Raw genomic sequence first — 11,650 nt, forward strand, 5'->3', positions numbered from 1 at the left:
CCCGCCCCCGGGCTGCCCGGCCCACCAGCCCATGTACGGACCGGAGTTCGCCGCCGACCCGGCCGCGTTCTACCGGCGGGCACGCGCGACCGGACCGACCACCCCCGTCGAACTGGCCCCCGGCGTACGCGCCACCCTCGTCACCTCCTACGAGGCCGCCCTGCACGTACTGCGGAGCACGGAGACCTTCGCCAAGGACCCGCGCCGCTGGAACGACCTCAACGACGGCACCGTCCCTCCGGACAGTCCCGTCGTCCCGATGATGATGTACCGGCCCAACGCCCTGTTCTCCGACGGCGAGGAGCACCGAAGGCTGCGCGGCGCCATCACCGACAGCCTGGCCCGGGTCGAGCCCAACACCCTGCGCGGCTACGTCGAGCGCAGTGCCGACACCCTCATCGACCGGTTCGCGCCCACCGGCAAGGCCGACCTCCTCGGTGAGTACGCCCAGGTCCTGCCCCTGCTCGTCTTCAACCACCTCTTCGGCTGCCCGGCCGAGCTCGGGCTGAAGCTGGTCGAGGGCATGTCCGGCATCTTCGACGGGGTGGACGCCGAGCGGGCCAACGAACTGCTCACCGCCACGCTCTTCCAGCTGGTCACGCTGAAGCGGAGGCAGCCCGGACCGGACGTGACGTCGTGGCTGACCCTGCACCCGGCGCGGCTCACGGACGAGGAGATGATCCACACCCTCGTCGTCCTCATGGGCGCGGGCACCGAGCCGCAGCAGAACCTCATCGCCAACGCCCTGCGTCTGCTGTTGTCCGACGACCGCTTCGCCGGAGACCTGTCCGGCGGCAGCCTGCCCGTCGAGGACGCCCTCGACGAGGTGCTGTGGACCGACCCGCCGATGGCCAACTACGCCGTGCACTACCCGAAGCGGGACGTGATGTACGAGGGCGCGCTGCTGAAGGCAGGCGACCCGCTCGTCGTCTCGCTGGCCGCCGCCAACACCGACCCCGCCCTGACGCACGATCAGCGGGCGGGCAACCGGGCCCACCTGGCGTGGAGCGCGGGCCCGCACAACTGCCCCGCGCAGAGCGAGGCCCGGCTGATCGCGTCGGTGGCGGTGGAGAAGCTCCTCGACCGGCTCCCGGACGTCGAACTCGCCGTACCGGTAGGGGCGTTGGAGTGGCGTCCGGGTCCGTTCCACCGGGCGCTGGCCGCGCTGCCGGTGACGTTCCCGCCGGCGGCCGTGGTCGGTGCCACGGCCGAGGCGCCCGCGTCTCCCGAGAGCCGTGCGGCGGGGCCGTACGGCAGCGGTTCCGGCGCCCGACCGCCGGAGCCCACCCGCCCGAAGAGCGGATGGGCCCGGCTGCTGGCCTGGTGGCGCGGCGAGTAGCCGCAGTGTCGGCGGGCCTGACGGACGCGGGCGTCCGTCAGGCCCTGCGGACGGGGAGGCGGCGGTGGCCGTTGGAGATGAACGACTCCACGTGTCCCAACTCCTCTTGCGTGGCGCTCAGTTCGAGCGACGGAAAACGCTCGAAGAGCGCCGGGAGCGCGATCCGGGCCTCCATGCGGCCGAGCGGGGCGCCCAGGCAGTGGTGCACCCCGTGGCCGAAGGCGAGGTGCTCCTTGTCGGTACGGGTGACGTCGAAGACGTCGGCGTCCTTCCCGTGCCGCTCGGGGTCCCGTCCGGCGGCCGCGTACGAGGCCAGGATCGTCTCGCCCTTGGCGATCACCACGCCCTCCGGGCCGCCGAACTCGGCGAGGTCGAGGTCCTCCACGGCGTAGCGCAGCGGAAGGCTCGCCACCGGCGCCTGTACCCGCAGCGTCTCCTCGATCACGTCGTCCCAGGTCGCGCGGCCCTCCCGGACATGGGCGAGCTGCTCGGGGTGGGTCAGCAGGGCGTGCACGGCCTGGTCCAGGAGGTTGACCGTGGTCTCGTGCCCGGCGCTGACCACCAGCACCAGGGTGTCGAGCAGTTCCTGCTCGCTGAGCCGGGTGTCGTCCTCGTGACGGGCCGCGATCAGCCCGCTGGTGAGGTCGTCGCCCGGCGACTCCCGCTTGACGGCGACGAGTTCGCCCAGCACGCCGTACATCCGCTCGTAGGCGGCGGTCATCTCACCGGGCTCGGCGGACGTGTCGAACAGCTTGTCCACCAACTCCTTCAGCACCAGCCCACGTTCCTCGGGCAGCCCGAACAGCTCGCTGATCACCTGGATCGGCAGCGGGTAGCAGAACTCCTGTCGCAGATCGACCGTGTCCCCGCGCCGGAAGCCCTCCTCGACGCGGTCGAGCAGTTGCCCGGTGATCTCCTCGATGCGCGGCCGCAGCGCGGCCGTCCGGCGCGCGGTGAACGCCTTGGAGACCAGGATCCGCAGCCGTTTGTGGTCACCGCCGTACGCGGTGAACATGTTCTGCACCGCGATCCAGGCGAACAGCGGCCACTCCGGGGTGATCTCACCGGCGGCGAACCTCGGCCAGTGCTGTCGCGGGTCCTTGGACACCCGGGGGTCGGTGAGCAGTCGCTTGAGCAGGTCGGGGCTGCTGACGGCCCAGGCCTCGACATCGTGCGGCCCCGGCAGCACGACCCGGGTCGCCGGACCCGTCTCGCGGATACGGGCGGCCTCACCGTGGATGTCACGGCCGGTCGCGTCAATCACCAGGGGGCTCGGGTGGCCCATGGGGGTCCTCCTGCGGTCGAATACAGTCCAACAGCACAACGTGAGCACAACGTAGAAGCCCGGTCACGCTACGGCTTGGTGGCGTCGCCGGGCGAGATCACCTGGCGCGTGCTGCGTACGACGGCAACTTCCCTGCGCGTACTCGCAAGTCGGCTCCCGGACCGGCTCCTAGGATCGGGCGCACCCCCCCCATGAAGAGCCGGTGAGTGCCATGACTGTCAGCAGGGCCCCGCGCTGGATGTGCTCCTACAGCCCCGAAGTTCGCACCGTGCCGGCCGGGCGCTGGTGGAACGCCGTCCGGGTACCGGTCGCCCTCGGCGCACTCGCGCTCGAGTCCCTCGGGGACGACACCGGCGCCGTCATCAAGGACGGCTACGGCGGCATCATGTACTGGCTGGTTCCCCCGGGCGACGGCTCCGCGTGGCGCCTGCCCGACGTCCAGGTCCTCGGCCGGGGCAGCCATGTGGCGGTCCCGCCCCTGCGCCGTACCTCGGGCCCCGGCCTCTACTGGCGCGTCCCACTCTCGAACGACAGCTACTGGACCGACGCCGAACGCCTCCGCGCGGCCCTGACGGCGGCGGTCACGACCACCTTGTGAACGCCGAACCGTTCCTGGGGACTGGGCGGGTGTGAGCCCGTTCGGCCGCGCGCCCCGAACGGTCTTGGGCGAGCTGGTCCCCGGCGTACTCGACCCCGGGGCAGCGACACGCATCCTGTGCGTGGTCCGATCCCGGGAGGCCCCCGCGGCCGGAGGCCGCTGATGAACACAGCCCTGCGCGACCTGGGCAATTGGGTACGGCCAGTGGCGACGGGGAGGCCCCGGACCATCTCTCTGGTGGAGCGGGGGCCCCGCACGCCGGCGCCGTATCCGGCGTCCCAGAGCGCGTGATCACGTTGACCCGGACGGTCCAGGGCGCCACAAGCCAGGAAGCCGACCATCACACGATCGAGTCAATGCGGCCTCGTGCGCTCTTCGGCGAGCAGTTGCCTACCCCGCGCCTTTCGGGGGCGCGGGGTAGCTGCGCGGACGACCACTGGACGACCGGCACTCGCCGAACGGCCTCAACCGCCGAGTTTCGCGGCGTGCTGTTCCGGCTGCCCGGCGGAGCGCTTCCGCCGGGGCTCCTGATCCGGCAGCCAGCCGAAGGCGAGTGTGCTGCCCACCGCGCCCATCAGCAGGCCCACGACGAACCCGCCGATGTTGGACGTGAGCCAGGTGCCCAGCGAGAGCATGATCCCGAGGATGGAGTAGAACAGGCGCTGAGTGGGGTTGAAGAGGATCAGCGACCCGCACACGATCATCAGCGAGGGCAGGAGGTAGCCCGCCAGCCCCTGCATTCCGATCTTCAGGATGACCGGCAGCGGCGCCTTCATGGTCAGCAGGATCTCGGCGCCGCCCAGCACCAGCAACAGGCCCCCGGCGAACGGCCGGTGCCCTCTCCATTCCCGGAATCGGCTCACTGCGGGCAGCCCTCGCTCGTGAACCTCATGTGCAGGTCGGGGAGCTTGAAGACGGCCGCGGTGGCGGCATAGTTGTGCTGGTACAGATCGGTGATGGTGACCGAGTCGGCCTGCTGGCCGTAGACACCGGGCGGACCCTGCTGGTCGACCTTGTCGAACGTGCTGGAGTCACGGCCGATCTCGATGTTGTTGAACGAGGCGTCGCCCTTGATCTCGTCGGAGTCGATCGCCAGGTTCTTCACGCTCACCGGCGTGGACTTGTTGCCGGCGGTGAGGACCAGCTGGATGCCGCCGAGGTCGACGCTCTGGCACAGGTTCGTCAGCTTGCCGCTCTTCACGACCGAGGTCACGACCAGCACCTGACCGCCGGTGTCACCCTGGTTGGGGCTGTTCTCGATCATGTGGTCGAGCGAGCCGAACTGGGCGAAGCCATTGCCTTCGAGCTTGTCGGCGGTGACGACGAACGGCATGCCGGAGATGGCGAACTGGACACCCAGAGCGCCCTGCGCGGTGAGGATCATCAGGCCGGCGGCGACCGCCGTGGCCGGCACCGCCATCACGGCGGCGCGCTTCAGCCGGACCCGCCCGCGTCTTCCGGACGCTTCGGGACCCTCGGGTCTTTCGTTGGTGGACGCCGTGGCATCCGAGGACGAGGCCATGTGTGCTCCCTGGACTTCCAAGTCATTGCAGATGGGGCTTCGACGGCACGTTGTCCTGGCGCGGACAGCGGTTGCGGCGCACGCCTGAGCACCCCTCCCGTGGGTGCAAGGGCTTACTAGCTACGCCGCAGTAGCCATTCGCGAAGTTACCGGGGGTTACTTTCAAGGGTCAAGGTGCTTGTGGCAAAAGGATGTTGGTTGTGCCGCCCCTGTGAAAGCTGAACATCCCTCACCTTTGGTTTTGCCTCGAAGGACCCTGATCCCGCCCCTTCCCGGAGGGGGCCGCGCACTTTCAACTTCCGTCCAATGTCTTGACGTTGACTGTTCGTCAGGTCTACAACTCTCCCGGGTTTCCCCCACGGATCCGTGGCGCCGGATCCGACGCGCAGCGCACGCCACCGTCCCGAACTCCCCGTCGCAGACGGGGTGCGGGTGGCATCACCTGAACGCGCTGCGCGGCCCGACGCAGCACCACCCCTCGCCGCGGTGCCGGGCACGGTCGCCTTCCCCTCCACTGGGCCGTGTCCGGTCCCCGGCTGTCGCTGTCGATCCGTCACGTACGGAGAAGGCGTGTCACGGATCGGCGGCGGCCTCACCGCGCCGTGCGGCATCGCCGCGTTCCCCCGCGCGAACGGTGTCCACTCGCGCGCACATCACCGCAGCCCGCGCTTCGCGGGGGCGGTCACCCGCACCTTCCGAGGGCCGTCACCGGCGGCCCTCACTTCCTGAGAAGAGGCACCCCCATGCGTACGCGATCCCTCCTTGCCCTCGCCGCCACCACCGCCGCCGTGATGGTGGCGGCCGTCAGCCCCGCCTCCGCCGCCGACACCGTGCTCACCACCGGCGGCCTCGCCGGTGACGCGGTCGCGGTCGGCGACGTGCTCAACGCGTCGCTGGCGACCGGCACGACGGGCAAGTTCTACTCCAGCGCGACGGGCACGAGCGGCGTCTCCTGTGCCGCGTCGACCTTCACCGCCACGGTCACCGACAACCCGGCCGCGCCCGGCACCGCCACCGAGCGGGTCGACGCCCACACCTTCGGCAGCTGCACCAGCAACGTCGTCGGCGTGCTCGGTGTCACGAGCGTCACGGTCAACAACCTGCCCTACACCACCACCGTGACCTCGGACGGCGTCGTCACGGTCAGCCCGGCGGAGGGCTCGGTCCTCCAGACCACCGTCGTGCTGCGCACCCTGCTGGGCAGCATCACCTGCGTCTACCAGGCGGCCAGCATCACCGGCACGTCCAGCAACGACGACAACAGCATCAACTTCACCAGCCAGCCGTTCGCGAAGACCTCGGGCTCGTCCCTGTGCTTCAGCACCGGCTACTTCACGGCGAAGTACGCGCCCGTCACGGACGCCACCCAGGGTGACGCGACGGTCTACACCAACTGACTCCGGGCGCTGGTCGGTCACCGGTCCGGCGGCCGGTGACCGACCTGCCGCACACGTCAGTCGTCCGATGCTCTCAGTTGCCCGATCGTCGCCCTGATCACCTGCCCGATCAGTCGTCGATACGAGAGCGGCGCCCGCGTCCGCGGAGGAAGAGGGCGGCGCCCACGGCGAGCACCAGGGCCGTGGCGCCGCCCGCCACCAGCGGCACCAAGGCGCCGCTCTCGTCGGTCGTGGAGGCGACGGGGCTGCCCGCGTCGGCCGCCTGCGCGTCGTCGGCGCCGTCGGTGTCCGCGCCGTCGGTGTCGGCGGGCGGCGCCTCGGTGGACTCCGCCGGCGCCGTGGTGGCGGGCTCGGGCTTCTCGGCGGCCGGCTTCTCGGTCGCCGTCTCCTCGCTCCGGGCGGGCGTCTCCCGCGAACCCCCGTCACCCGCGCCGGAGTCGGCCTGCTTCGCCCGGGGGAACACCACATCGGAGCACGAGTAGTAGGTGTCGACCGTGCTCGTGTTCTGCCAGATCGTGTACAGCACATGGTGCCCGGACCGGTCCGCCGGCAGCTTCGCCGAGAACCGGTAGGAGCCGTTCCGCAGCGGCGGGTCCGTGATCGAGGCGAACGGCTTCCCGGGCAGATCGGACCACTTCAGCGGCTCCGTGGGGTCGTACCCGGGTTTCGTCAGGAACAGCTTGAAGGTCCCGGTGTGCGGGATCGTCGACCGGTACGTCAGGTTCAGCGTGGCGCCGGGGGAGAGGCGGGTCGAGGGCCAGTCGGCGCGGGCCAGGTCGAGCCCCTTGTAGGGCGCGAGCCCTCCGCTGCACAGCCGCCCGTCCGGGACGACCTCCCGGTCCCGTCCGTTCACCCCGGCGATCCGCATGTTGTCCCACGCGGTGAAGGGCGCGCCGTTCGCGGCGACAGCGGCCCTGCACGCCGCGGACCCCTGGCTGCCGCCCTCCGGTGAGCAGGCCGAGACCCGGCTCACCGGATCCGTCGGCGCGCCGTGCGCCCAGGCCGGAGTGACGGCACCGGTGGTGAGAAGCAGCGGAGCCACGACGGTGGCGGCGGCGGTCGTGACCGCGGTGCGACGGCCGGCGGAGCGCCGGGCGGTGGTGCGAGGCGCGGCGCTGCGGCGGGCGGACAAGCGGTACATCCGGTACGTCCGATCCATGGGGGTCGAGAGCTGACGGGTCCACCGTGTCGTACGGGACCCGTGGGTGCCGCGTTCAACAGCGCGCCCCTGTTCGACCGGTCGTATCCGGCCATGCGCCGTGCGGCGGCGGAGCCTCGGCAAACCCGGCGAAGCGGCACATCCGGCCCCGACTGCCGGGCGGCATAGGGGAGTTCCCCGGGGGCCGAGGGTTTTCCCCGTATCCCCACGACCTGGGCCTTGCCTAAGGTCATCGCACAGCCGAACCACAGGTAACCCCTGGTGGCACGGCTCGCGCCTGGCCGGCCTTCGCGCCAACCCTTTCTGGACCCCCGCCGCTTCGACGAAGAAGCGTTTCACTGCCGCTCCTCCCCTGACATGAGCAGGCCACGAAAGGCGAAGCCCTTGCGTACCTCCCCCTCTCGTACCGCCGGACGGAAGCTCATATCCGTCGCCGCGGTCTCCGTCGCCCTGGTGGCGGGCATGACCTCCTCGGTCGCCGTGGCCCAGGCCCCGTCCGCGAAGGCCGACGCCGCCCCCGCCGTCGCCGGTGCCACCGAGGCCGCGCCCGGTACCACCGCCGAGCGCCTGATCGTCGGCTACAAGGCCGGCGCCGCCGAGGCCACGTCGAACAAGGCCGCCGACGCCGACGCCGCGGCCAAGGGCAAGGAGGCCGGCGAGAGCCTCGACTTCCAGCGCCGGCTCGGCAGCGGCGCGGCCCTCGTCGACCTGGGCGAGGACCTCACCAAGACCGACGTCGCCGACGTCATCGCCGAGTACCAGGCCGACCCGCAGGTCGCCTATGTCGCCCCGGACCGCCTGAACAAGGCGCTGGCCACCCCGAACGACACCGAGTACAGCAAGCAGTGGGACCTCTTCGAGGCCACCGCGGGCATGAACGTGCCGGCCGCCTGGGACAAGGTCACCGGCACCGGGGTGACGGTCGCCGTCATCGACACCGGTTACGTCGCCCACTCGGACCTCGCCGCGAACATCGTCGGCGGTTACGACTTCATCGCCGACACCGCCGTCTCCAACGACGGCAACGGCCGCGACAGCAACCCGGCCGACCCGGGCGACTGGACCTCGGACGGCGAGTGCGCCACCGACTGGGAGGCCACCACCTCCTCCTGGCACGGCACCCACGTCGCCGGCACCATCGCCGCCGCCACCAACAACAGCAAGGGCGTCGCCGGTGTCGCCTACGGCGCCAAGGTCTCCCCGCTGCGGGTGCTCGGCAAGTGCGGCGGCTACGACTCCGACATCATCGACGCGATCACCTGGGCGTCCGGCGGCACCGTCTCCGGCGTGCCCGCCAACACCAACGTCGCCAAGGTCATCAACATGAGCCTCGGTGGCGGCGGCGCCTGCACCACCGCGACCCAGAGCGCGATCACCGCCGCCGTGAACCGCGGCACCACGGTCGTCGTCGCGGCGGGCAACAGCAACGCCAACGCGGCCAACTACTCGCCGGCCAGCTGCAACAACGTGATCTCGGTGGCGGCCACCAACCGCGCCGGCGCCCGCTCGTACTACTCCAACTTCGGCTCGGTCGTCGACATCGCGGCCCCCGGCGGCGAGACCCGCACCACCGAGTCGGGCGGCATCCTGTCCACGCTGAACACCGGCACCGCCGGCCCGAGCGGCGAGACGTACGACTACTACCAGGGCACCAGCATGGCCGCCCCGCACATCGCGGGCCTCGCCGCGCTCGTGAAGTCGGCGAACTCCGCGCTGACCCCGGCCCAGATCGAGTCCGCGATCAAGACCAACTCGCGTGCTCTGCCCGGCGCCTGCTCGGGCGGCTGCGGCGCGGGCCTCGCCGACGCGGCCAAGACGGTGCAGGCGGTGACCGGCGGCTCCACGGGGGGCACCACCTTCACCAACACCACGGCCGTCTCCATCCCGGACAACGGCGCGGCGATCGAGTCCTCGATCTCCGTGACCGGCCGCACCGGCAACGCGCCCTCGGCCCTCCAGGTCGGCGTGGACATCACCCACACCTACCGAGGTGACCTGGTCCTGGACCTGGTGGCCCCCGACGGCTCGACCTACCGTCTCAAGGCCTCCAGCTCGGACTCCGCGGACAACCTGGTCACCACCTACTCGGTGAACGCGTCCAGCGAGGTCGCCAACGGCACCTGGAAGCTGCGTGTACAGGACGTGGCGTCCGCGGACACCGGCCGCCTGAACAACTGGAAGCTGACCTTCTGACGCCCGGGCCGAGAGGCCGGGGCCCCGGCTGAACAGCCGGGCACAGAGACCGCCACCCCCCACTGCCGGCGGCCGACCGATGCGAGCGGGCATCGGTCGGCCGCCGGCGCATGTACGAACGAGCGCGCCGTCGGGCGTTAGCGTATGCGTATGTCGACAGAGAAGTTCGAGGGAGCCGGACCGGCCGAGAGGCGGGTCGGAGGACCGGCCGAGGCACCGGCCGGGGGATCCGGTGCGGCTCCGGTCACGGTGGTGTGCCCCCGCTGCGGGGCCTCGGAGCCCTCGGTGCGCACGGTCCCCGACGCCTGCGCGGCCCCCGACTCCCCGCGCTCCGGCCTGTCCGACCGGCTGGCGAAGGCCCCGGGCGTGCCTACGGCCCTCGACAGTTTCACGCACTTCCTGGAAGGGATGGTCCTGGCCGGCATCGGCGCGGGCCTCGCCTACAGCGGCGTGCAGAACGACAAACCCCTCTACACGGCAGGCGGCACGGTCCTCGCCGCCCTCCTCTTCGTCGGCACCCTCTGGGTGATCCGCGGCGAGTCCCGCGAACGCGCCACCGTCGCGGCGGGGAAGCCCCGCGCCGAACACCTGTGGCAGCCCGCCCACTACTGCGCCTCCTGCGAGTCCGTCTTCTACCCCGGTGGCAGCCCGTGGCCGGGCCCGCTGACGACGGACCAGTTCAGGAAGTACGTATGGACCGAGGCCGGCTTCGACCAGCAGATCGACGAGCGGCTGAGCAAGGTGGAACTGCCGCCCCGGACTCCCGCCGGCTCCGGCCCTTCCGGCCCGCAAGGAGCCCCCGGCCATGCCTGACGCTCCCGTGATCCGCGGCGACGACCCGGCCTCCTTCGCGCACAGCGTTTTCGCGGAACGGCATCCCGCCCTCATCCGCAAGGTCCAGGACGCCACGCCCTACGGCCCCGAACAGCGCCGCGCCCTGGACGAGTTGCTGCGGAACACCCTCCACGGCACCGTCGAACCACCGGCCGACGACGAGTGGTGGGACACCTGGAACGTCCGCCGCCACGCCGGCCGCTCCTGGTTCTCGCTTCCCTTCCTCGCCGCCGAGAGCTGCTTCTACCGTCAACTCCTGTGCGCCGTCGGGTACTTCGGGCCCGGCCCCTGGCAGGGCGTGGACCCGTTCCGCCCCTTCAAACTGGCCGAGCTGGACACCCCCGAGGCGGCCGCCGAACTCGCCGCCCTCGGCCCCCTGTCCCACGAGCCCCTCCAGGACCAGCTCAAGGCCCTCCTCCACGGCTCCCTCTGGGGCAACCGGGCGGACCTGGGGTTCCGCATCCAGACGGCCGAGGAGACCAGCGCCGCCGCGTCGTCCCCACTGGTCGCGGACGACAGTGGGTCGCTGCTGTCGCTGCTGACGGACGACGACCCGGGCTCCGGCGTCAGGACTCTCTGCCTGGTCGCCGACAACGCGGGCCGCGAACTGATCCCCGACCTCCTCCTCATCGACCACCTCCTCACCCACGGCCACTTCGACCGTGCCGTCCTGCACCTGAAGCCGTACCCGTACTTCGTCTCGGACGCCACCACCGCCGACACCCTCGACGCCGTACGCCACCTGGTGTCCGCGAAGACCGACGCCGGAGGCCGCCTGTACGCCGCCCTCCGCGACGATCGCCTGACCCTCCGCGCCCACCCCTTCTCCTGCGCCCCTCTGCCCTACGCGGCCATGCCCCCCGACCTGCACGACGACTTCGCCTCCGCCGACCTGACCCTGATGAAGGGCGACCTGAACTACCGCCGCCTGGTGGGGGACCACCTCTGGCCCCCCACCACCCCCTTCACCGAGGTCACGTCCTACTTCCCCGGCCCGGTCGCAGCCCTGCGCACCCTCAAGTCCGACGTCATCACGGGCCTGACCCCCGAGACGGAGACCGCCCTGGTGACAGCCGAGGGACAGGCGTGGCGCACGAGCGGGACGAGGGCACTGATCCAGCTCAAGGTCTGACGACGGCGGGATGTCCTTCGAGAAGCGGGGCGCAGCCCCCGCTTCTCGAGGGGCGCGGGGAACTGCGCGACCAGCCCCCACCGAACCCGCACCTGGGGGTCGAAGGGGCACAGCCCCTGAAGGAAGGGACGGGTAGGGGCGGCGGGGGCGGGAAAACCCCCTGGATTCACGCGATGGTGTGATCATGTCCC

At 71.3% G+C, this 11,650-nt stretch carries 10 protein-coding genes; 6 read left to right on the forward strand and 4 right to left on the reverse strand.

All coding sequences use genetic code 11. The features are described from left to right. Positions 1 to 31: 31 nt before the first annotated feature. Positions 32 to 1,339 (forward strand): cytochrome P450, encoded by a 1,308-nt coding sequence (locus tag OG272_RS37755; RefSeq protein WP_327732096.1) that lies wholly within the window; start codon positions 32 to 34, stop codon positions 1,337 to 1,339. A gap of 37 nt (positions 1,340 to 1,376) precedes the next feature. Here OG272_RS37755 and OG272_RS37760 read toward each other — a convergent pair whose 3' ends face one another. Continuing rightward, positions 1,377 to 2,624: a cytochrome P450 gene (locus OG272_RS37760; protein WP_326575661.1), complete on the reverse strand. Its 1,248-nt coding sequence runs from the start codon at positions 2,622 to 2,624 to the stop codon at positions 1,377 to 1,379. Positions 2,625 to 2,835: 211 nt separating this feature from the next. Here OG272_RS37760 and OG272_RS37765 point away from each other — a divergent pair, with 211 nt between their 5' ends. Further along, the gene (locus OG272_RS37765) at positions 2,836 to 3,222 is read left to right on the forward strand and encodes a hypothetical protein (protein ID WP_326575660.1); all 387 of its coding nucleotides are present in this window, start codon (positions 2,836 to 2,838) and stop codon (positions 3,220 to 3,222) included. 464 nt (positions 3,223 to 3,686) lie between these two features. On the opposite strand, the gene OG272_RS37770 is transcribed toward OG272_RS37765, so the two are convergent. Next, entirely contained in the window at positions 3,687 to 4,085 is a 399-nt protein-coding gene (locus OG272_RS37770) for a DUF6114 domain-containing protein (protein ID WP_326575658.1), read from the reverse strand. Further along, a complete protein-coding gene (locus tag OG272_RS37775; protein ID WP_326575656.1) occupies positions 4,082 to 4,744 on the reverse strand; it encodes a DUF6230 family protein in 663 nt (220 codons plus the stop codon). Before OG272_RS37775 ends, OG272_RS37770 begins: the two co-directional genes overlap by 4 nt. 743 nt (positions 4,745 to 5,487) lie before the next feature. Between OG272_RS37775 and OG272_RS37780 the strand changes: the two genes are divergently transcribed. Next, complete coding sequence (locus OG272_RS37780; protein WP_326575654.1) at positions 5,488 to 6,141, forward strand: Tat pathway signal sequence domain protein; 654 nt, start codon at positions 5,488 to 5,490, stop codon at positions 6,139 to 6,141. 109 nt (positions 6,142 to 6,250) lie between these two features. Here OG272_RS37780 and OG272_RS37785 read toward each other — a convergent pair whose 3' ends face one another. Next, complete coding sequence (locus OG272_RS37785; RefSeq protein ID WP_327727344.1) at positions 6,251 to 7,282, reverse strand: lytic polysaccharide monooxygenase; 1,032 nt, start codon at positions 7,280 to 7,282, stop codon at positions 6,251 to 6,253. A gap of 402 nt (positions 7,283 to 7,684) precedes the next feature. Between OG272_RS37785 and OG272_RS37790 the strand changes: the two genes are divergently transcribed. The 3 genes from OG272_RS37790 (at position 7,685) to OG272_RS37800 (ending at position 11,459) form a co-directional block, all read left to right on the forward strand. Further along, positions 7,685 to 9,493 carry a S8 family serine peptidase gene (locus OG272_RS37790; protein WP_326575650.1) on the forward strand — a complete coding sequence of 603 codons (1,809 nt, stop codon included), beginning with the start codon at positions 7,685 to 7,687 and terminating at the stop codon, positions 9,491 to 9,493. 150 nt (positions 9,494 to 9,643) lie between these two features. Next, the gene (locus OG272_RS37795; RefSeq protein ID WP_327727343.1) at positions 9,644 to 10,306 is read left to right on the forward strand and encodes a hypothetical protein; all 663 of its coding nucleotides are present in this window, start codon (positions 9,644 to 9,646) and stop codon (positions 10,304 to 10,306) included. Continuing rightward, positions 10,299 to 11,459 (forward strand): damage-control phosphatase ARMT1 family protein, encoded by a 1,161-nt coding sequence (locus tag OG272_RS37800; RefSeq protein WP_327727342.1) that lies wholly within the window; start codon positions 10,299 to 10,301, stop codon positions 11,457 to 11,459. The genes OG272_RS37795 and OG272_RS37800 overlap by 8 nt, the downstream gene beginning before the upstream one ends. The last annotated feature ends 191 nt before the right edge of the window (positions 11,460 to 11,650 follow it).

This window comes from Streptomyces sp. NBC_00104, assembly GCF_045160825.1.
Lineage (GTDB): Bacteria > Actinomycetota > Actinomycetes > Streptomycetales > Streptomycetaceae > Streptomyces.